Raw genomic sequence first — 22,072 nt, 5'->3', positions numbered from 1 at the left:
TCATAAGGAATTAAGGGAGGAAATCTTATGAAATGCGGATATGTTGAGTGGAGTATTGATAAGGTGAATTTATTAAACTGACAATAGTTTTTTAGCTTTAATGGATGCGAGAAGGGGCTATGGGAATAGCCTAATGTTATGCGACATATCATCAAAAAGACGGAATTTTTTTGGGTTGACTGGAGGGGAAAAAGTGAAAAAATATAGCATTTTTATAGCTGCTATCCTGGTTCTGTTTACCTTGGTGGGCTGTAGTTCAGTGAAAGATAAGGAGGCCCAAAATTTAGTAAGGGAATATGAAACTAAGCTGTATCATGTCGACTATGAAACCACCTATCTTGATTCGGAGAACGCGATAAAACGAATTGAGGAATATAGAAATTATTTTACTGAGCATGGATATACTCAATTCAAGTCAAAGAGAATCCTGCTGCTTCCGATGACAGCAGCTAAGAACGGAAAGTTTAATTTAGAGCTAAACGATATCAAACTCAAAAAATACTCAGAAGATAAGGACAAGTTGCTTTATGATTATGATTTAGCGATCAAGTTGTCGTACGCCGATGGAACTACTTCAACTATTACCCAATATGGGCAAATATCTTTATTGAAAGTAAATGGGGAGTGGAAGATAGACAACGACTTCGTATATCTGGACGATATAATTAGGAAGAACTTATCGGTTCCGCAATAAAGATGTGGATACGTCTCGTTATAAAAAATAGTAAAGAGAGCAGTTCAAAATGGCAGCTCTCTTTACTAATATATAGATAACTAAAAATGAGGTGGTTATTTATTGATACAAAAATCAATCGCAATTTGTTATCGGTTGTTGCATTTTTGTTAATATATTATTTAATTAACCCCGCACAGGTATTAGCAAGCAGGGCTTTTGCACCTGTAAAGATTACACCGATAATTTATAAGGACATTAAAATAGTAGCCGAAAATAATTCACCAGAAAACATGGGAATAATACAAGCTTTTGATATAAATACGAATAAACTAATATGGAGTAAACAAGTTTATAAAGTTAGAGTGAAACCTAATGTCGAAGCTGATACCCAATGGGTATTTATTAAAGATATGGAAATCGACGGAGACAGACTGGTTGTAATAAACGAGAAACAAAAAACGTATACGTTAGACCCCAATACAGGTAATAGTTTAGATAAAAGCTCTACCGCTAGCATTATTATCATAATTCCTATTATTTTAATTATTTTGATGTATATAGTTTTTAGGATGAAAAGGTTACCATAGGAGAGGAGCGCTCTTGTACTTTGGTTTTCAGATCAACCAATACTTACGCGTATTAGTAGGTAGAACATTTAAACCTATATCATTAGTGGTGTTTTTGAGCATCTATCCCATTTTTATTGGAATATTTTTAGCGTTACCTAATTTTATTTCAAAGGCAGAGGACAAGGAAGTTGGACAGTTGACTGCAATCGGACATTATGCACCACCTCAGTTCGTATTGTGGTTGAACCAATTTAATCAAGCCGTTACCATTTCTGGAGTTGTTTTTGGGTAACTAGTTCTTTTAATACCACAAAAGTTGATTGAAGATAAGAAAAAACAGACCCCTAAACGAGATCTGCGTTATTATGGAGGAATTGTTCATGGCTTTTGCATCAATTGATGACTATATCAATAGTTTGGATGAGAATAGAAAAAGCTGCATTTATGAATTTGTTGCATTTATGAAAACTGAATTTCCGAAAATCACACCTAAAATCTGCTTTGCGATGCCAATGTGGTGGGTGGGTGTGAAAATGTACGATGGTTATGTAGGAATTTCAGCTGCAAAAAAACATTATTCTATACATTTACACAGTGAAGACTATCTTTCAAATCTAAAAAATGTCTTGCCAAAATGTAACTTTGGAAAAAGGTGTATCAATATTGAATATGGTGATGAACAAACTGTTTCTGTTGTGAAACAGTTTGTAAAGGACTATTTTAACAGCATATTATGAGCATAAGAGATAGAAAGGAGTAAATTCAAAGTGGAAAAAGTAATACCATTCTTAATGTTTCAAGATGGTAAGGCAGAAGAAGCCATGAATTTTTATATCTCACTGAGTGAGGACTCTGAAATTACTAACATAGTTCGGTACGGTGCTAATGAAGGTGGAGACGAAGGGACTATTATGCAAGCCACTTTTACTTTAAAAGGACAAGAATTTATGTGTATTGACAGTAATATAAAACATGAGTTCTCCTTTACACCATCGTTCTCAATCTATGTTACTTGCAATACTGAAGATGAAATTCGGAATCTCTATGAGAGACTTAATGAAGGTGGACAAGCACTTATGCCTCTAGATGATTATGGTTTTAGCAAAAAATTCGGTTGGCTAAATGACCGCTTTGGAGTTTCGTGGCAACTAAATCTTCCTAAATAGAAACAAGAAATTCATTTTCATTTCAAGTGTCAATTCTGTATATAAATGATAGGCTGAAGTTATCATGAAAGCTGGAATAAAGGGGATATATAGAATATTTAGATTAGATATGCTAAAATTAAGTTTAAGTTAAATCGGAATTTGCAATAGGATTATAGAACAAGAACATAGGTAAAGAGGAATAAGATGAGGCAAACCCATCAGAAACCGCGCAATCATAAACGACTGGGAATTATGGGAGGAACATTTGATCCAATTCATTACGGTCATCTTGTGGCAGCTGAAATGGCTCGCAATGAATTTGAGCTTGAACGGGTGATTTTTATTCCAACAGGGGCTCCCCCTCATAAGACAGGTCGTAAGATTGCTTCTTCGGAATTCCGCTATGATATGGTTTCTTTAGCGATTGCAGATAATGAGCTCTTTGATCTCTCACGCATTGAGATTGATCGGATAGGGCCTACATATACGGTAGATACGTTGCACATGATGCAGGAACAATATGCAGATTATGAGCTTTATTTTATTACAGGTGCGGATGCTTTCCGGGAGATTTTTACCTGGCGGAACCCCAATGAGGTCTTAGAGATTACGCAATTTATAGGGGCCTCTCGACCGGGGTTTGATGCCTTCGTTTTTTTAAATCAACTTCAGCAGGAACATCCGGAATTTTATGAAAGGATGCACTTCTTGGAAGTACCTGCACTGGCTATCTCTTCGACGGATATTCGTTTACGAGTGAGAAAAGAGCAATCGATTCGGTATCTTCTCCCAGAGCCTGTTCGTTTGTTCATCAAGGAAAAGGGTTTATATCATGAATGAGTTATGATTTATAAAATCAAAAGGTTTGTATAGTTAATCCAGTTTTGACTATACTAAAAACGAATTCAGAAATAAGAGGTGACAGCACATATGTCCAAAACTCTATATGTTGGAAATCTACCCTGGAACACAACCACAGAAGATCTTACTTCATTTTTCGGGCAGTACGGAGAGGTTGTCAGCAGTCGGATCATTACGGATCGCGAAACGGGACGTTCGAGAGGATTTGGGTTTGTCGAAGTCGAAGATGACGATGCAGAACGTATGGCCCAAGATCTCAATGGTAAAGATTTTGGGGGACGTCCACTTACTGTGAATGAGGCAAAGCCAAAGCAACAGTATTAAACCAAGGTTTCTAGGAGAAGACCCTCTCAAGACGTAATAGTGAGAAGGGTCTTCTCGCTATTATAAATTCACTCTTATTTTGAGGATTCAAAGGGGATATTGGGAAAAGTGAATGTCAAGGAAGCGCGAGAGCTCGCTCAAAAATCGATGTCGAAAAATCGTTTTCAACATACTTTAGGTGTTGTGGAAATGGCACGAAAGCTTGCGGGGCTTAATGCTATAGAGTTAGAAAAAACCTTGCTTGCCGCTTATTTGCATGATTTGGCCAAAGAAGTTCCGCTTGAACGGCAAGTTGAGCTTGCCCGAGAGTGGGGACTCTTAAAATACCCAGAAGACGAAACCGCTCCTTATGTTCTGCATGGTCCGCTTGCAGCCTATTGGCTGGAAAAGGAAAAAGGGCTAAGCCCGGAAATAGGTGCAGCCATAGCTCATCATACGTTAGGCGTGCCGGGAATGTCGAGACTGGAAATGCTGATTTATAGTGCAGACCTGGTTGAACCTAACCGTGATTTTCCAGAAGTGGACAAATTACGCGAAGCCTTGTATGATGATTTAGAAAAGGGAACACTGGCTTGTATGGAACATACCCTGAATTACCTTAAGCAAACAAAGCAAATCATACATCCGCTTACCCTAATAACCTATGAGGATTTAAAAAGGAGGATTTAATTTGCTTACAGATAAGCAATTACAAGATGCATTAAGCATCGTTGAAGAGAAGAAGGGACATGATCCTATTCTTTTGAACTTGCAAGGGATATCGACGGTTACCGATTATTTCTTGATTGTTACAGGAAACACGACGACTCAGGTCAAAGCCATAACAGACAATCTCGATGAGAAACTTCCTAAGGTCGGTGTTTCTGTTTTGCATGTCGAAGGCCTTCCTGAAGCAAAATGGGTTTTAATTGACGCGGGAGATCTTGTTATTCATGTCATGACCCCGGAACAACGAGAATTTTATCATCTCGAGCGCTTATGGGGAGACGCAAAAGAGGTTTCCTTTAGTGTCAAGTAGGGAGTTTAAGATTGACACCTTGCGGGAAATTATACTATTATAGAGACAAAATATTTTTTTCTTAATTATGAGTGAATAATCCTAAAGCGTAGAAAGGGAATAGTAACTAAGAACTCGGGTGAAGAGAGGCAGCGGGTGGTGCGAGCTGCACTGAGAACTTGGTGAACTCACCCTGGAGCAGTGTCCAGGTCACAATGGACGCCGGTGCGAGCCGTTAAAAGCGACGAAGTGCGTATTGAAATTGGGTGGTACCACGGGAGCAGGCTCTCGTCCCTTTAGGGATGGGGGCTTATTATTTTTTATTATCGTATTTATATCATTTTCTAAGGGGGAAACTTTTTCATGCAAGAAAAGTATTCATTTGCTGAGATCGAGTCTAAATGGCAGAAAAAATGGGTTGAAGAAAAAGCATATAAGGCAGAAGATCACTCGGGTAAGCCTAAATTCTATGCTTTAGCTATGTTCCCATATCCCTCCGGCAATCTGCACATGGGGCATGTTCGCAATTATTCTATTGTCGATGTGATTGCTCGTTTTAAACGGATGCAAGGCTTTAATGTGCTTCATCCGATTGGCTGGGATTCGTTTGGATTGCCTGCAGAAAATGCGGCTATTAAGCATCAGACCCCTCCTGCTGAGTGGACCTGGAAAAATATTGCGAATATGAAACGTCAACTTCAAGAAATGGGGATTTCCTACGATTGGGATCGTGAGGTTGCAACGTGCCATCCTGATTATTATAAATTTACCCAGTGGATGTTCTTGGAGTTCTATAAACAGGGTCTGGTTTATAAGAAAAAAGCAGCTGTTAACTGGTGCCCTTCTTGTGCGACCGTTCTAGCCAACGAGCAGGTCGTGGATGGGGCTTGTGAGCGTTGCGATACGCCAGTGACGAAGAAGGACCTGGAGCAATGGTTCTTTAAAATTACGGATTATGCGCAAGTGCTGCTCGATGACTTGGATAAACTTCCCGGCTGGCCGGAGAAGGTCAAAACGATGCAACGGAACTGGATCGGACGTTCTGAAGGAACGGAAGTCGACTTCACAGTTGAAAACCGCACTGACAAGATCCGTGTTTACACGACGCGTGTGGATACGATTTTTGGGGTAAGCTATGTTGTCCTTGCTCCAGAACACCCCCTTGTTAAGGAACTTGTGGCGGGCACAGAATACGAAAAAGAGGTTAATGCTTTCATTGATAAAATGAAAGGCTTAAACGAAATTGCTCGGACTTCGAATGAAACGGAAAAAGAGGGGCTATTTACCGGTGCTTATTGCATCAATCCCTATAGCGGAAAGAAAGTCCCCATTTGGATTGCTAACTATGTATTGTTTGAATATGGGACGGGTGCTGTCATGGGTGTTCCGGCGCATGATGAACGGGACTTTGAGTTTGCAACGAAATATCAGCTCCCCATTCGCACCGTAATTATACCTGAAGGAATGTCTCTTGAAGCCAAAGATGAACCTGTCAAAGAGGCTAATCATGATGATGGAGTAATGGTTAACTCCGGAGAATATGATGGACTTACAAACCGGGATGCTTTGGGAAAAATGCGTGATAAAGCAGAGCGAGACGGTTTTGGCGAGCACAAAGTAAACTTCCGCTTGCGGGATTGGCTGATTTCACGTCAACGTTACTGGGGTGCACCTATCCCGATGGTCTATTGCGAACATTGTGGGATTGTGCCCGTTCCTCAAGATCAGCTCCCTGTGATGCTTCCTGATGATGTCGTGTTTAAAGCAGGAGAAAATCCACTCGCTACCTCTGAGCGTTTTAAGGAAACAACTTGCCCGACATGTGGCGGTAAGGCTCAACGGGAGACAGATACCATGGATACGTTTATGTGTTCTTCTTGGTACTATCTTCGTTATACCGACCCTCGGAATAATACGCTTCCTTTCTCGAAAGAGGCTGTAGATCAATGGATGAATGTTGATCAATATGTCGGCGGGGTTGAACATGCCATCTTGCATCTTTTGTACTCTCGCTTCGTTACTAAAGCACTGCGTGATTTCGGGTATCTAAAAGTAGATGAGCCTTTTGAAAATCTGCTTACGCAAGGCATGGTTTGTTTGGATGGTTCAAAAATGTCGAAGTCAAAAGGAAATGTCGTCAGCCCGGAAGAGATTATCGGAAAATATGGGGCAGATACTGCACGTCTGTTTATTCTATTTGCAGCGCCGCCGGAACGAGATCTTGAATGGAGTGACCAAGGGGTTGAAGGGTGCTACCGCTTCTTAAACCGTGTCTGGCGTTTGGTTGGACAATTTGCAGAGTCAGCTCAACAACTGACGGGTAACCACGATCAGGTCTTTGCCGAATTGGATTCAGCGGCAAAAGAGATGCGTCGACAAACTCATCTTACCATCCAGAAGGTTACGGCAGATATCGGAATTCGTTTTAACTTCAATACAGCAGTGAGCTCGATTATGGAATTGGTCAACGCACTTTATCTTTATAAAGAGCAGGCTACGGCTAAGAGCGAAGTGGAGCGCGAAGCCCTTGAAAGTATTCTTATCTTGTTGGCCCCTTTTGCTCCCCATATCACCGAAGAGCTTTGGACGGGACTAGGTCACAAGGAAAGTATTCATCAACAACCTTGGCCTCAAGTGGATGAAGCTGCTTTGGTTCAAGATGAAGTCACAGTCGTCCTGCAAGTGAACGGGAAACTTCGGGATCGGATCCAGGTTTCAGCGGAGATCTCAGCACAAGAGTTGGAGCAACACATCCGCAATTTGCCCAAGCTTCAAGAGTGGACTCAAGGCAAGACCATCGTTAAAGTGATTACGGTACCAGGTAAACTTGTAAACGTCGTTGTGAAATAGGATTAGGCAGAAACGATGGTAGTCGAGTTAGAAAATATCTGGTATACTCAGTTTGGGCAGTATCATTGGAACTGCACCTTTATGGAATCCAATAATTGAATTTTACTGCCTGTATCCATTATGGACCAGGACAGAGGGATAAAACGGTGATATGTTTAAAAAGTTCCTTCTGGCGAAGGAACTTTTTTTAATAAGAACCTTGTTTTGTCACCTCTCCTGAAAAAAGGAGGAAAAAAGATGAAATCAACAAAAGACTTCGTGAAGATGAAAAATGAAGGAAAAAAGATCGTCATGGTCACTGCCTATGATTACCCTTCTGCCAAGCAAGCTGAGCAAGCTGAGGTGGATATGATTCTTGTCGGTGATTCGTTGGGTAATGTTGTCTTAGGCTATGATTCAACGATTTATGTAACGATGGAGGATATGATTCATCACGCAAAGGCAGTTAAACGCGGGGCAGGTAACACCTTTGTTGTCGTTGATATGCCCTTTATGAGCTGTCATCTTTCAATCCGAGATACCTTAATCAATGGGGCAAGGATTCTTCAGGAAACGGGTGCTCAGGCTGTAAAAATAGAAGGGGCTGACGAAGTGCTCCCCCATATCGAAGCCCTTGTCAAGGCAGGTATCCCTGTTATGTCTCATCTCGGTCTGACACCGCAATCAGCGGCAGTCCTTGGCGGATATAAAGTTCAAGGAAAAGATGCTGAAGCTGCAAAGAAAATAGTCGAGGATGCAAAATGCTGTCAGGAAGCTGGAGCATATGCTATTACACTGGAATGTATTCCTAAACAGCTTGCCCAAGAAATTACATCATCCGTTGAGATTCCGACGATAGGTATTGGAGCAGGGGTTCAAACTGACGGCCAAGTGCTTGTTTATCATGATATTCTTACTTACGGAGTAGAACGTGTTTCGAAATTTGTTAAACCCTATGCCAATGTAAATGAGCCAATGATTAATGCTTTGAAGGCATATGCTGCTGAAGTGAGAAACGAAATTTTCCCGGATGACCAGCATAGTTTCACGATGAAAGAGGAAGAATTAAAGACTCTTTATGGGGGTAGGGAATAACCAAAAAGTTAAAATGGGCTGATTTTCCATGAACAAGTATGGGGAATCAGCCCTTTTTTATTTTGGATTTAAACTGAGGTCTTTTCTTGTAAATACTAGCCTAGCAGTAAGAATCGACAGAATTTTCCTGATTTCGAGAGAGGAACTTGAAGAAATAAGAGAGAAGATTAGTGTATTGTAGGAGCGTTATGTCTAAATATGGGGGGACTAAGGCTTGGAACGAAAAATACGTTATATCTGGTGGGGAGTTTTAGGAATCCTTTTCGTCGCGGCGATTTGGAAGTTTTTCTTGCCGCACAATGCTGCTGTTTCGATCGAAAAGACAAGTTCAAATCGTGAAATCGTGGTCTATGTTGCTGGTGCAGTTAAAGAGCCAGGACTTGTTCACCTGCCGATTGATGCCCGGCTTAACGATGCCTTAAAACAAGTCACTCCCTTGCCCGAGGCTAATATTGATCAAATGAATCCAGCAGAGAAGCTCAAAGATGGCCAGAAAATTACAGTCCCCTATAAATCCGTTGCGCAGGTTCCCGGAGAACAAAATTCCACGAATCCTAGTGTGAATGCTGCTCTTGGGGGTAACGGAAGTGCTTCATCAACGGTACCTCTACCAAATTCGGCGAGTCCAGTGAATTCAAACTCAGGACAAATCAATATCAATACAGCAGGAGTCTCCGAGCTAGATAAGCTCCCTGGGATTGGACCTGCATTAGCGGAACGAATCATTCAATATCGAAATGATCATGGCGCTTTTAGCAAGCCAGAAGATTTACAGGAGGTCTCAGGAATAGGCGCGAAGACCTATGAAAAAATGGCCTCCATGCTGACTGTCGGGCCATGAGGGATCTTTGGACAAGACGAATCGTCTCTCTGCTACTCGGGGGGCTTATCGGTGTCTATACTCTAGATTCCGCTCGCTTTGTTGTTCTAGGCTTTTTTCTGATGTTCGTTATACAGATCGGATTGTGGAGACCTCGGGATTTTTGGGGTCTTTCTTTTCGTCCGGAAATTTGGATCCTTGCCACGGGAATGATAATCGGCCTTCTCTATGGTTACACAGGGAGTATGACTTTAGAGCGCCCTTTAGTTCTCAATCGGGTTCAAATTACAGGTGAATTAACGGACTGGAACGTGAATGAGAATGAGGCTACGGGAATTTTTAAAATTTTAGACCAAACGGATCTTGAGGAGAAAAAGTACCGTCTTAAGGTTTATCCCAACGCTAAAGGAGAATTGCCGGAGGGATGGCAAAGAGTTCAGCCAGGTGATGTCCTCCATTTTACGGGGAAATTGGAACATCCCAAACCGCCTGGAACCACTGGACAATTTGATTTACCTCTCTACAACGCTGTACGTGGGCTTTCCGGAGGAATTACTGCCCAAGGCGACGTCGAAATTACTTCGTCAGGAAAAGCACCGTTCAGCTGGGTCGTTCGCTCCCGTGTCCATAAATTGCTTGAGAGAATTCCCTCTTCCCAAGCAGGAGTTCTTGAAGGAATTCTTTTTGGGGATACGAGCAAGATCCCTGAGCAAGATCTGGAACAATATCGGATTACAGGAGTTTATCACGTATTCTCGGCTTCAGGATCGAATGTCGCCTTCCTTTTGCTTCTCTGTTGGGGAGTCCTAAAGTTTCTGCCGGCCCCGTTTCGGGCAGGTATCACCATCACTGTCTTAATCTTTTATGCTGTTCTGTGTGGAGGAAATCCTCCTATTCTTAGAGCGACCGTGATGGGTATTTTTGTTTTACTCGGGAGATTAGGATCAGGACGAAGCAATTCTTTGCGAGGGCTAATGCTTGCTGCTTTTATCCTCTTTATTGGGCAACCCTTGATTCTAAAGGATATGGGGTTTCAGTTATCATTTATGGCGACTTGGGGAATAATCGTCTTAAGTCCGAGGCTCCTCCTGATTCAGGGAATGAAGAACTGGCCCAAGGCTTTAAAAATTGCGTTGGTCACAACCTGTGTAGCTCAAATTGCGACCTTACCCCTTTTAATTTCAACGTTTCATCGCTTATCCTTGATTGGAGTGGTAGCGAATCTCGGCGTTCTTTTTATCCTGGGGAGTATTTTCGAATTAGGAATACTCGGTGTCATTTTTTCTTTTTTGCCGCAATTAGCCGTACCGATTTTTCAAGTGAGCTTATGGCTACTCATGGTTACGCGTGAGCTCCTTTTCCAATTGGCTCGAATCCCTTTAGCGGATGTTTGGGTTATCAATCCGGGTGTTCTTTTCTGGGTCTGTTGGTATGGTGGAATTCTCGTGTTTTGGGTTGGGAAGGAAAGGGTGCGCTTTACACTCCAGGTATGGGTCTCTATCTTGAGACGATGGATCGAACCTGTTTTTCCTGATCAATTAGGACGAGCGTTTAAAAAATTAGAATTTAAGAAAAAGGCAGGAATCAAAAAGAGAGTAAGATTTAACGGGGAACGTGTGTTTTTCGTTTTTTTAGCTATACTTATACTTTGGAGTCCTTGGAATACTCCGCGCGGGCTCGAAATTACGTTTATAGACGTAGGGCAAGGGGACAGTATTCTGATTGAAACGTCAACAGGAGCGAAAATCTTAGTGGACACGGGACCGAAGAGTGAACGTTTTGATGCTGGGGAACGGATTGTTTTACCCTATCTTCTGCAAAAGGGGATCAACCACTTGGATGCTCTTATCCTTACCCATCCCCATGCGGATCATGTTGGGGGAGCGGATGCGCTTTTGGAGACGCTGCCTGTGGATTGGGTGGGTATACCCGAGGATGGACGGGATTGGCTGAGCATAGACGAACAAAATGATAAGAATTCTTCCGGGAATGGATGGGGAGAGACAAATGGAATTGACCCAGAACTTGTAACCCAATTAGCTCAAGAAGATGTCAGGACATTGACAGCTGGAGATCGATTAGTTCTCGACTCTGATGTTCAGCTCAACGTTTTAGCTCCTGGCGAAATCTTAACGGGGACTCATTCAGATGATAATAGTAATTCCATCGTCCTTCGCTTGGAAACTCGAATGGGACAAAATGTGCTCCTCACAGCGGATATGGAAGCAGAGGAAATGGAAGAGATTTCGAAGATGGGGGTAGATTTCTCAGCCAATCTTTTTAAAGTGCCTCATCATGGAAGTCGGTTTTCCTTAGTTACAGGTTGGCTTGATCGGGTGGATCCCCAAGGAGTTATTATCTCCGTTGGCAAGAATTCATTTGGACATCCAAACTCTGGGGTAATTCAGTACTGGGAAGAACGGCAGATCCCGCTTTATCGAACCGATGAAGCGGGGACAATTAGAGTAAGACTTGATGAGAAGGGGATTGAGGTAATCCCATAATTGAAGCATAAAAAGTTTTTACCTTTTATGGTATAAAAAACCGAATGCCGGTAAGAATAGTAGGGAACATCTCTTTTCTCCTCCTCTTTCTTTTGCCCCTTCACATGTTGGAGGGGTTCTTTTATTATGTACCTCTCTGCGAAATCACATCTGTGCGGGAAGCTACGCTTTTGGGTCATTTATGGGTAGCTTTCTCGAAGATTCTTGTTTAGAATAAGAGAATAGGGGAGGGTAACGAATGCGAGAGATTGAACAAATTAAGAAAGCAATTCAGACAGGCCTTCCTTTGGTCTACCTGTGGTATGGGGAAGAACATTATCTTCTTCAGGAGGCTGTGCAACTGCTGAAGAAATCTTATCTGGAAATGGATTCATCTGGAAGCGGCATTGAAGTTATATCCGCTAAAAATGTGACCCCTGCTGAGATTGTTGAACGCGCGAATACTGTTTCCTTTTTTCAAGGACGGTTAGTGATTGTTGAGGATATTCCGTATTTTCAAGAGGGACAAGGGAATGCCTTAGATCCTTTTTTTGAGTATCTCAAGAACCCGAATCCAGGCACCTGTCTTTTGTTTTTGGCTGAAAGTGTACATAAAGGGCGTAAGTTTTATAAAGCGATTGAGCAAGCGGGTGTGATTGTAGAATTCACAGCGCCGAAACGACCTCAAGACTGGCAAGCTTGGCTTGATTTTGAGCTGAGTGCCCGAGGGAAAAAGATGCGGCCGGATGTTAAAACCCTTTTTTTAGAATGGGCAGGGCATCAATCGGGCGTGCTGAGTCAAGAACTCGATAAACTTGTGTTATATGTTGGGGAACGGGAAACGATTCGAGCAGAAGATATTAACGAAATTGTTCCACAAGCGTCTGAAGCTACGGTTTTTGAACTCTTAGATGCTGTAGCAGCACGTTCAAGTGCAGTTGCTTTGCAAAAGCTTTATCAGGTTCTACGTCAAGAGCATGCGCTTAAAGTTCTCACACTCTTAGTTCGACAAGTTCGAATGCTCTTAGGCACTCAAGCCTTACGCCAAAAGGGTGGAAATGTAAATGATGCGCCTCGATTATTGGGAATGAAGCCTTTCGAGGCACAAAAAGTATGGCGGCAGTCGGAAAAACTCAGTTGGAATCAGTTGGAGACCGCTCTCGGGGAATGCTTATCTACAGAGGTCGGGATCAAGACAGGCCAAGGGGAAGCTAAATTTTTATTGGAGTTAATGGTGACAAAATTCTGTTCACTGTGAGTGGGTTTGTCCTACGCATATAAAAAACATAATAACTTCATTGTACAGGCAGAAGAAGTTAAAGATATGTATATAATTGGTATAGATAAAGGTGTGAATTGGGTTAGGGAAAAATAAAAAAAGAGCAGCGAATTCGCTACTCTTTTTTATGTCGTTTAATTTTAAATTAAAACGCAAAACAATGACTTAGCCGACTTGGGCAAATTGTTTCGCAAAACGTCTTGTTAAACGAGACTTTTTGCGGGCAGCCATGTTTTTATGCACTAACCCTTTGGAAGAAGCTTTATCCAAAGCGCGGGTTGCCTTGCTCAAAGCAACTTTAGCGGTATCGGCGTCTGTGCTTAAGGATTCTTCAAAACGACGAAGTGTTGTCCGTAAAGTAGATTTAGCTGCAGCATTTTTAAGCGCGCGAGCTTTGGTCAATTCAACTCTTTTGATAGCGGACTTAATATTTGGCACTGGTGGTCACCCCCTTTGGATTCAAACTTTCCAACAGTTTTCACAACCTACATTCTACCATTCAACCTAGAAAAATTCAAGCAATAATCTTATGATCTCGAAAAATCATTTAAAACTCAAGCCAACTTCGAGCAAAAATCTGCGATTTAGAGATCCTAAATTCTATAAAAAATCATACCGGATAAAATAGACAAAAATTGTTTAAACTATATTCTGAAGTCTAAGTCAAAAAGACTTAAGGTCAATTAAGATTGGAGGGTTTTTAATGTTAGGTATGATTGTTCGGTTTATTGTTTCTGCGATTGTCTTGCTCATGGTGAGTTACCTTGTTCCCGGTCTTAAAGTAGCCGGATTTACAGGTGCACTGATCGCCGCTGTTGTTATTGCTGTTTTGGGCTATGTCGTTGAACTCGCTTTTGGCAAAGACAAGATCACTCGTTTTCACAGGGGGACGATAGGCTTCATTACATCTGCGGTCGTTATTTATCTGACCCAATTTATCGTTCCCGGATCCATTCGGGTCTCGATAATTGGTGCTTTGATCGCTTCTTTGGTTATTGGGATTATAGACAGCTTTGTCCCCACAGAATTGCGTTAATTGTAAGTTCTAACGAAGACTTGTCCTTCATATTCCTTTAATAAAAAGGAAAGGGGGACAAGTTTTTTGTTGCACCTAAAGACCTACTCGAAATGGAGTTTTTGGCCCACCTCTCGTTGGGCTCGTGGAATAGTTTTTGCCTTACTTGCGCTTCTCTTCTTAGGGTTATTTGCTTACGCACTGGAACAGGGGAGTTCTCGTCAACTTGTTCGATTATTAGTTCAGCAGGAATTTCCGTTTGAAGCTGTAGTGATGGAAGGGATCCCTGGATACTCGGCTTCTGAACGTCCCCGTTTAGAACAGGTCCGGAATCAAGGGGTATCATTAGGGACGTTTCTGTTGACAGGAGTTAATATGTCTGATGCACGAACCTTCTTTTTGAGTTATTTTACGCCACCCCCTGGAGGCCCTGCATGGATTGGCTGGGCCTATAATCCGAATGACCCAGAATTCGAGGGCTTTAATTCAGGCCCGAGTCTTGAACCGATTCCTCAGGATCAAGCGAATAATCCAGCTCCGCAGAATCAGACACCGACTCCTCAACCCAACTTGGGTAAGGCAGAGGCTCTCGTCGGAATCTATCACACCCATAATGCCGAGAGTTATACAGGGGACGGCGGTCCTGAACGACAGGAAGGGGAAAATGGCGATGTCGTAACCGTTGGTGCAACATTAAAAAATGCTCTCGACAAAAAGGGCATACCAACGCTGCATTCTTTAGAAATTCATGATGCTGTAGACTTTAACCATGCGTATAGTAAGTCTGTCGTTACAGCAACTCAGCTTTTGCAAGATAATCCATCTCTGAAGTTATTGATTGATTTACATCGTGATGGACTCCCGCCCAATGTGAGTAAAGCAACAACGACGATCAAGGGTAAAGAAGTGGGGAAGATTATGATTGTTATTGGTCAGAAAAACCCCCATTGGAAAAAGAATTTGGAGATTTCCGAAGAGCTGATTTCTTTGGCAGAGGATAAATACCCGGGCTTATTCGACACACAAATTCGCTATGCTTCTGATGCACGTTATAATGAACATCTCGCTGATGGAGCACTCCTATTTGAAATTGGAAGTCAGTTAAATACGCTTGAAGAGGCAGATGGAGCAGCAGAGGCTCTGGCCGATGTTCTTACGGATTGGATAAAAGCTCATTAATTATACTTTTCATTATTAAACCTGATTCTTTCCCCTCGCTTAGAAAGATGTTATAATTCTAAAGTTAAATAGGGTGCTTTTCTGAATGATGATTGAAGGGAACAGAAGGTATGTCAGGGACAAAAACCGTAGCGAAAGCAGCTGGGCTGTTGATGTTGGCTCAATTGGCTTCGAGAATTTTGGGGTTCTTTCGGGAATCGATCATGGCGGGTTATTTTGGCAAAACGAGTGCGACAGATGCCTATAATACTGCATTTATTCTTCCTGATTTAATTTATTGGCTACTTGTTGGCGGAGTTTTAAGCTCTGCCTTTATTCCTGTGTTTTCCGAGTATATCCATAAAGGAAACGAGGAGGAAGGTTGGCGTGTTGTAAGCTCCATCGTCAATATCATTTTTATCGGGCTGGGTATCTTGGTCATCATCGCTCTTATTTTCACGCCTCAGTTTATTCAATTACAAGTCCCTGGATTTACACCGGAAAATAAGTCATTAACCACTAATCTGACCCGAATTATTTTGATCCAGCCTTTGCTTTTAGCTTTAAGCGGGATAACGATGGGGATCCTCAATTCGTATAAAATATTTTGGCCCTCGGCCTTAGGAACTGTGCTCTATAATGCCAGTGTTATTCTCTTCGGAATTATACTAGCTCGCCCGGATCATCCGCAGACGATCTCCGGTTTTGCGGTCGGTGTCGTGGTGGGTGCACTGATGAACTTTCTTGTTCAAATTCCAGCTTTGCGCCGGGTAGGCCTTCATTATTACCCCGTCATCGACTGGCATCACCCAGGCGTGAAGCGGATTGGGATGTTAGCGGTTCCTATTATTTTGAGTTATGCCTTGAACCAGTTTCAGGTCGCCGTCAATTCGAATCTTGGCTCACATCTTGTTGCAGGAAGTATCACCTCAGTTTGGTATTCTTATCGGTTGTTTCAGCTCCCTGTTGGGATTTTTGCATTAGCTATTGCCGTGGCCGTTTTTCCCACACTTAATGAACATGCGACACTCAAGCATTGGAAAGATTTTATCCATACTTCTTCCAGCGCTGTACGAATGGTCATTTTTATTACGGTGCCGATTTCAATGGGGATGATTGTTCTCCGTTTTCCCTTAATCCGTGTGCTCTTTCAGCACGGGGCTTTTACAGCAGAGGACACTGCGGCTACGGCTATTCCACTCTTCTTTTTTGCCGTTGGAATTTCGGCACAATCCATTATTCAAATTCTTCCTCGCATGTTTTATGCTTTGCAGGACACGTGGACCCCAGTCACCCTGGGGATAATTTCAATGATTGCCAATATTATTTTTATGCTGCTTCTTGTAAAACCACTGCAAGCCGGAGGGTTAGCCTTTGCTACATCTTTAGCGGCAGTTGTTAACATGGTTATGCTCTTCTATGTTTTGCGCAAACGTCTGAAACAAATCGACGGTCGGCGAATTCTTCGAACATCTCTGCAAACTTTAGGCGCGTCCTTGTTAATGGGTGTTGTTGTTTCGCTTTGGGCTAAAGGGCTGACTTCTTTTCTCGGTTCAAGCACTGTAGGGTCAATCATTATCCTGATTACAGGAACGGCTCTAGGTGCTCTCAGTTTTGCTGGAGCAGCAAAGTTGATGCGGATGGAAGAATTTAATCAGACCTTAGGGATGGTACAGAAAAAGTTACATCGCTAAGTCAAACTATGGTGTTATTCATTTAGGGTTGCCTTAAAAGGCAACCTTATTTATTTTTTGCTTCAGTTTTAAAGGGAAACACCTAACGTATAGAGAAATAAAAAGTGATTTACAATTTATTCCAATTAGCTATACGGAGGAGACCAATGTGGGTGTTGAGTTCGAGCATTCGGCAGAGGTAAGGGTAAAGAAGAAACCACGGAGTTGGAAAACGTTAGTTTTTAAGTCTTTAATGTTTATTTCATATTTCATTTTTATTGCGGTAATAACGGGATATATTCTTATCTTTCACGGGCCGCTTACGGCCTTGAAGGAGCTTTATGTCACGACAGCGATGACAACTTATACTCATCAATATTTAGCACATTGGTTTGTTAATGATGAAGAAATTCAACAGATTATGGATAAACATAAAGTACTTGAGCCGATGGAAAATACGGATGAAAAAGCGATAAAGGTAGAACAACTGCTGATTCAACAGAACCCCCCATTGGAGTTCATTGAAATCAATGAGAACCGATATCGGGGATATCTTTTAAAAGTGGCTAATCCGCAACGAATTCAGCTTGTCGCCACGGACCAGCTCGGAAATAAGGGATTCAAGGTGGAAGACTTTGCAAATCAAAATCACGCAGTAGCGGCTATTAATGCAGGCGGATTTTCTGATCCGGGAGGAGAGGGACGGGGCGGGAATCCGACTGGAATTCTTATCACGGATGGTAAGATTTTGCATAAGGATCCGCTCGTATCATATAACTTGATTGGCTTTGATCAAAACGATGTTATGGTCTTGGGTCAATATTCTTTAGAACAAATCGAGCAACTGGGTATCCGAGATGCCGTAAGTTTTGGCCCGTTTCTGATCGTGAACGGCGAACCCATGATCCGACAAGGAGATGGGGGCTGGGGAGTGGCCCCACGAACCGCAATCGGACAGACGAAAGACGGGACGGTACTTTTGTTAGTCATAGATGGAAGGCAGTGGGGAAGTATGGGAGCCACATTAAAAGACGTTCAAACAATAATGCTTGAACATGGTGCAGAGAACGCGGCTAATCTTGATGGAGGGTCTTCTTCCACACTTGTCCTTGAGGGAAAGGTGAAGAACAAACCCAGTAGCACCTATGGTCCCCGTGAGGTTCCTTCAGCTTTTATTGTGTTGCCAGAACGAAATCTCGGGGCAGAAAGCCGATTGCTTCGATCAGAGGTCAAGATTAACGATTCTCCCTGAGATGGCTTGCTCGTTCATTTTTTCGTTTTCTTGCTGATTTCCCCCACATTCTGGTATAATAATTCTTTAGATATTATATTAAAACGAGAATGGCTAGAAATGAGGGGAAATCTGTGGCACAAGCGTCACAACGAATACGGAACTTCTCAATTATTGCGCATATTGATCATGGCAAATCGACGTTAGCGGACCGCCTGATTGAATATACAGGGGCACTTTCTAAACGGGAGATGGAGGACCAGGTTTTAGACTCGATGGATTTGGAGCGAGAGCGTGGGATTACGATTAAACTCCAAACGGTTCGTTTAAATTATAAAGCAAAAGATGGTCAGGTTTATGAGCTGAACCTTATTGATACCCCAGGACATGTGGACTTTACCTATGAAGTTTCGCGGAGTTTAGCTGCCTGTGAAGGAGCACTTTTAGTTGTAGATGCTGCTCAAGGTATTGAAGCGCAGACTTTAGCCAACGTTTATTTAGCTCTGGAAAATAACTTGGAGATTATTCCGGTTATCAATAAAATCGATTTACCCAGTGCCGATCCAGAACGGGTTAAACAAGAAATTGAAGATGTAATTGGGCTGGATGCCAGCGAGGCGATCCTCGCTTCAGCCAAATCGGGCATGGGTATCGAAGATGTTTTGGAAGCCGTTGTTAAACGGGTTCCACCCCCACAAGGAGAAGATAGCGCTCCTCTCAAGGCGTTGATTTTCGATTCGAATTTTGATGCTTATAAGGGAGCTATTTCGCACGTCCGTATTATGGAAGGCCGTGTGGCTAAAGGAACTCGAATGAAGATGATGTCTAACAATCGTGTATTCGAAGTTACAGAAGTTGGAACGTATTCACCAGCGATGCGTCTTGTTGATGAACTAAAGGCGGGTCAGGTAGGTTTTATTTCAGCAAGCATTAAAAATGTCCAAGATACGCGCGTTGGGGATACAATTACAGATGCAGATCATCCTGCACTTTTCCCACTCCCTGGTTATCGCAGTGCAACTCCAATGGTGTTCTGCGGGTTGTATCCCGTCGAATCAAGTGATTACGAACGACTGAAGGATGCTTTGGAAAAACTTCATCTTAATGATGCGAGTCTCGTGTTTGAAGCAGAAACTTCAGTGGCGCTTGGGTTTGGCTATCGTTGCGGCTTTCTTGGACTTTTGCATATGGAAGTCATCCAAGAACGGCTGGAACGGGAGTATGATCTTAATCTGATTACGACGGCCCCTAGTGTGGTGTACCACGTGAATAAGACCAATGGAGAAGTCGTTAAGGTGGATAATCCGACGAATCTCCCTCCGATAGATGAAATCGCTAGCATTGAAGAACCTGTCGTTAAGGCGACGATAATGGTCCCTTCCGACTATGTAGGAGCGATCATGGAGCTTAATCAGGAGAAACGTGGCACCTATCTGAATATGGATTATTTGTCTGTTAACCGAGTCAGTCTCATCTATGAGCTTCCTTTAAGCGAAATTGTTTATGATTACTTTGACCAACTGAAGTCGCGGACGAAAGGGTATGCTTCGTTAGATTATGAGTTGTCCGGATATAAAGCGGCGAGATTGGTGAAACTTGATGTTCTCTTAAATGGAGATTTAGTCGATGCCCTTTCCTTTATCGTCCACAGAGATAAAGCGGATAGCCGAGGACGTAAATTGGTGGAAAAATTAAGAGGAATTATCCCGCGGCAAATGTTTGAGATACCGATTCAAGCTGTAATTGGCTCGAAGGTTGTTGCTCGGGAAACCGTGCGTGCGATGCGGAAGGATGTCCTTGCGAAGTGTTACGGTGGCGATATTTCTCGGAAACGCAAACTCCTCGAAAAGCAAAAAGAAGGAAAGAAACGCATGAAGCAGGTTGGAAGCGTAGAGATTCCGCAGGATGCGTTTATGGCGGTTCTACAGATTGACGATTAATCAGGGGATTGATACCCTGTTTCGGTGGGGCGCTGGAGATCTTTATTGAGCAAGAGCCTGGGGCGAATTGCGATTACAGCTGCTCCGGCCGGGCGCTCGCAAAGCAAACTTGCGGCTCAGACTGGTAGATGAAAGCAGGCGGGGTGCCCGACAAAATCGCCATCCCTGGCTCTGTTGTCGGCGTGGCACGTCCATGTGCCCGCCCCGCTAATGCAAGTCAGTTTTCGCCGAGTTTGCTAGCTACTCGCTAAAGGCCTCCGCATCTGTACTCGCAACTCTCCGGGCAGCTTCTTGGGTCTATTGCATGTACGGCTTGCATGACTCGGGAGGCGGCGGGCGCATTCTGCACCCAAGGCCGCGGATGCATGCACAAAGAAGCGAGAAAGACCTGGACGTGGATTTTGATTTACGGGAGAGAACGACTTAAGCAAGCAGTTATCGAAGCTTAGGCAGTGGCTCCTGCTTGAAAGCAAAGGGTTGCGAACAGGACGTGAGCAACCGCCAACAGAGTCAGGAGACGATTTTGGCGGCGTCCCGCGACCCAGAGAAGGAGACAGTGCCTTAGCTTCGGTCTGCGAAGCGCCTGGAGTGAACGGTGTAAACAAAATCCACACCCCAGAGACCTTCTCAACTCTTTTAAGACAGACATAAGAACCGTCCCCGTGTATGAAATCGTCCCTTAATTAAGAGAGGACTGAAATTGATGCCATCACTCTATGTTCACGTTCCCTTTTGCGTACGGAAATGCGCTTATTGTGCTTTTTATTCCGTACCGCTGAAAAATTCAAAGGTTCAGGATTACTTGAAGGGGTTAAAGAAAGAAATCGACCTGCGGAAAAAGGATGCCTCTGAAGGGGTATCCTCTCTTTTTGTTGGGGGCGGAACTCCAACAGCTCTTGCGGAAGAGGAGTTAGAAGCGCTCTTTGCCCTTTTAAAACAGGGATTTGATATTCCTGAAGCAGTGGAGCAAACGATCGAAGGAAATCCGGGAACGTTGACTCGAGAGAAGTTACAAATTCTCAGACGCGCGGGAATAAATCGGATTTCTCTAGGGGTGCAGTCATTTGATGATTCTCTTTTAAGGCAGATCGGTAGGATACATACGGTTCAGGACGTTCGAGAGGGAGTGCATCTGATTCGAGAAGCTGGGTTTAGAAATCTCAACCTCGACTTAATGTTTGGACTGCCAGGTCAAACTCTTGGGGCTTGGCAGGATACCTTAAAGAAGGCTGTTCAACTTGGACCGGAACACTTATCTATTTATGGACTGATGGTTGAAGAAGATACGCCGCTGGCTCAGAGTTCAAAGCTTTTGACGCTTCTTCCCGATGATGATGATCAGGCGGAAATGTATGATTGGACGAGAGAATATCTGCGAGAATCAGGCTATCTTCATTATGAAACCTCGAATTTTGCGCGACCTGGGTTTGAGTGTCAGCACAATTTAGGCTATTGGCAGGGAGAAGATTATCTAGGTCTTGGACCAGGCGCTGTCGGTTGTGTTCAAAACGTTCGTTCCAAGAATCTTGAAGATATAGACCGATATCTAATGAATCTAGAACAAAATGGGTTGCCGCTTGAACCTACTGATGTGGAAGATCTCTCTGAACAGGAGCGGATGGCCGAACGGATGATCCTTGGGCTTCGTCTTTCACAAGGAGTGAACCTCGCGTCCTTTAAACAAGAATTTGGGCTGGATATTCGGGATATTTATCGATCGGTTTTGGAACGCTATCTTACGACTAAGGTTTTAATTTTAGATGAAAAGACGTTGAAACTGAACCCCGATTTTTGGTTTGTTGCCAATGGTGTTCTGCAAGAATTCGTTTAAAATTCGCTATTTGACTTGAAAATTAGTCCTTAAAAAATATTTGACCTTCTTTGACTTTTATCTAGAAATCCTCTTGACAACAAAAGTTAAGAGTGGTAAGTTTATGTCATAATCCGTTAGCACTCATTGAGGATGAGTGCTAA

At 43.0% G+C, this 22,072-nt stretch carries 21 protein-coding genes and 1 other annotated feature; of the genes, 20 read left to right on the top strand and 1 reads right to left on the bottom strand.

Annotated features, from left to right (window positions below):
• Positions 1-193 precede the first annotated feature (193 nt).
• From DESME_RS12760 to holA, 14 genes are all read left to right on the top strand, one after another.
• Positions 194-694, top strand: coding sequence for a hypothetical protein (locus DESME_RS12760; RefSeq protein WP_006715856.1), 501 nt, complete (start codon positions 194-196; stop codon positions 692-694).
• Positions 695-780: 86 nt separating this feature from the next.
• The gene (locus DESME_RS12755) at positions 781-1,263 is read left to right on the top strand and encodes a hypothetical protein (protein ID WP_006715857.1); all 483 of its coding nucleotides are present in this window, start codon (positions 781-783) and stop codon (positions 1,261-1,263) included.
• Between the two features lie 88 nt (positions 1,264-1,351).
• Positions 1,352-1,537 (top strand): hypothetical protein, encoded by a 186-nt coding sequence (locus DESME_RS12750; protein ID WP_167998844.1) that lies wholly within the window; start codon positions 1,352-1,354, stop codon positions 1,535-1,537.
• A gap of 88 nt (positions 1,538-1,625) precedes the next feature.
• Positions 1,626-1,982 (top strand): DUF1801 domain-containing protein, encoded by a 357-nt coding sequence (locus DESME_RS12745; RefSeq protein WP_006715859.1) that lies wholly within the window; start codon positions 1,626-1,628, stop codon positions 1,980-1,982.
• 30 nt (positions 1,983-2,012) lie between these two features.
• On the top strand, positions 2,013-2,411 hold the full coding sequence (locus DESME_RS12740; protein ID WP_006715860.1) for a VOC family protein: 399 nt from the start codon (positions 2,013-2,015) through the stop codon (positions 2,409-2,411).
• Positions 2,412-2,597: 186 nt separating this feature from the next.
• Positions 2,598-3,233, top strand: coding sequence for a nicotinate-nucleotide adenylyltransferase (nadD, locus tag DESME_RS12735; protein ID WP_006715861.1), 636 nt, complete (start codon positions 2,598-2,600; stop codon positions 3,231-3,233).
• Positions 3,234-3,323: 90 nt separating this feature from the next.
• Entirely contained in the window at positions 3,324-3,578 is a 255-nt protein-coding gene (locus tag DESME_RS12730; protein ID WP_006715862.1) for an RNA-binding regulator, read from the top strand.
• A 108-nt stretch (positions 3,579-3,686) separates the two neighbouring features.
• Positions 3,687-4,247: a bis(5'-nucleosyl)-tetraphosphatase (symmetrical) YqeK gene (yqeK, locus tag DESME_RS12725; RefSeq protein WP_006715863.1), complete on the top strand. Its 561-nt coding sequence runs from the start codon at positions 3,687-3,689 to the stop codon at positions 4,245-4,247.
• Between the two features lies 1 nt (position 4,248).
• Positions 4,249-4,596: a ribosome silencing factor gene (rsfS, locus tag DESME_RS12720; protein ID WP_006715864.1), complete on the top strand. Its 348-nt coding sequence runs from the start codon at positions 4,249-4,251 to the stop codon at positions 4,594-4,596.
• 80 nt (positions 4,597-4,676) lie between these two features.
• Positions 4,677-4,874 (top strand) — a binding site (T-box leader).
• A gap of 64 nt (positions 4,875-4,938) precedes the next feature.
• A complete protein-coding gene (leuS, locus tag DESME_RS12715; protein ID WP_006715865.1) occupies positions 4,939-7,425 on the top strand; it encodes a leucine--tRNA ligase in 2,487 nt (828 codons plus the stop codon).
• 237 nt (positions 7,426-7,662) lie between these two features.
• A complete protein-coding gene (gene panB, locus DESME_RS12710) occupies positions 7,663-8,499 on the top strand; it encodes a 3-methyl-2-oxobutanoate hydroxymethyltransferase (RefSeq protein ID WP_006715866.1) in 837 nt (278 codons plus the stop codon).
• A gap of 214 nt (positions 8,500-8,713) precedes the next feature.
• Positions 8,714-9,340 (top strand): ComEA family DNA-binding protein, encoded by a 627-nt coding sequence (locus tag DESME_RS12705; protein WP_006715867.1) that lies wholly within the window; start codon positions 8,714-8,716, stop codon positions 9,338-9,340.
• A complete protein-coding gene (locus DESME_RS12700; RefSeq protein WP_006715868.1) occupies positions 9,337-11,823 on the top strand; it encodes a DNA internalization-related competence protein ComEC/Rec2 in 2,487 nt (828 codons plus the stop codon). Before DESME_RS12705 ends, DESME_RS12700 begins: the two co-directional genes overlap by 4 nt.
• A gap of 238 nt (positions 11,824-12,061) precedes the next feature.
• Positions 12,062-13,060, top strand: a complete 999-nt coding sequence (holA, locus tag DESME_RS12695; RefSeq protein WP_006715869.1) for a DNA polymerase III subunit delta — start codon at positions 12,062-12,064, stop codon at positions 13,058-13,060.
• Between the two features lie 186 nt (positions 13,061-13,246).
• Here the strand turns inward: holA and rpsT are convergent, their stop codons facing one another.
• Complete coding sequence (gene rpsT, locus DESME_RS12690; protein ID WP_006715870.1) at positions 13,247-13,519, bottom strand: 30S ribosomal protein S20; 273 nt, start codon at positions 13,517-13,519, stop codon at positions 13,247-13,249.
• Positions 13,520-13,784: 265 nt separating this feature from the next.
• Here rpsT and DESME_RS12685 point away from each other — a divergent pair, with 265 nt between their 5' ends.
• The 6 genes from DESME_RS12685 to hemW all read left to right on the top strand — a co-directional run bounded on the left by DESME_RS12685 (position 13,785) and on the right by hemW (position 21,929).
• A complete protein-coding gene (locus DESME_RS12685; RefSeq protein WP_006715871.1) occupies positions 13,785-14,117 on the top strand; it encodes a phage holin family protein in 333 nt (110 codons plus the stop codon).
• A 66-nt stretch (positions 14,118-14,183) separates the two neighbouring features.
• Complete coding sequence (gene spoIIP / locus DESME_RS12680; protein ID WP_006715872.1) at positions 14,184-15,275, top strand: stage II sporulation protein P; 1,092 nt, start codon at positions 14,184-14,186, stop codon at positions 15,273-15,275.
• A 110-nt stretch (positions 15,276-15,385) separates the two neighbouring features.
• Positions 15,386-16,948 carry a murein biosynthesis integral membrane protein MurJ gene (gene murJ, locus DESME_RS12675; RefSeq protein ID WP_006715873.1) on the top strand — a complete coding sequence of 521 codons (1,563 nt, stop codon included), beginning with the start codon at positions 15,386-15,388 and terminating at the stop codon, positions 16,946-16,948.
• 148 nt (positions 16,949-17,096) lie between these two features.
• A complete protein-coding gene (locus DESME_RS12670) occupies positions 17,097-18,179 on the top strand; it encodes a phosphodiester glycosidase family protein (protein ID WP_006715874.1) in 1,083 nt (360 codons plus the stop codon).
• A 113-nt stretch (positions 18,180-18,292) separates the two neighbouring features.
• Positions 18,293-20,098 carry a translation elongation factor 4 gene (lepA, locus tag DESME_RS12665; RefSeq protein WP_006715875.1) on the top strand — a complete coding sequence of 602 codons (1,806 nt, stop codon included), beginning with the start codon at positions 18,293-18,295 and terminating at the stop codon, positions 20,096-20,098.
• Between the two features lie 703 nt (positions 20,099-20,801).
• The gene (gene hemW, locus DESME_RS12660; RefSeq protein ID WP_006715876.1) at positions 20,802-21,929 is read left to right on the top strand and encodes a radical SAM family heme chaperone HemW; all 1,128 of its coding nucleotides are present in this window, start codon (positions 20,802-20,804) and stop codon (positions 21,927-21,929) included.
• Positions 21,930-22,072: the final 143 nt, after the last annotated feature.

This window comes from Desulfitobacterium metallireducens DSM 15288, from assembly GCF_000231405.2.
In the GTDB taxonomy this organism is placed as follows: Bacteria; Bacillota; Desulfitobacteriia; order Desulfitobacteriales; family Desulfitobacteriaceae; genus Desulfitobacterium_A; species Desulfitobacterium_A metallireducens.
Note: the sequence above shows the minus strand (reverse complement) of the source record. Positions and strands in the feature narration are given on the sequence as shown.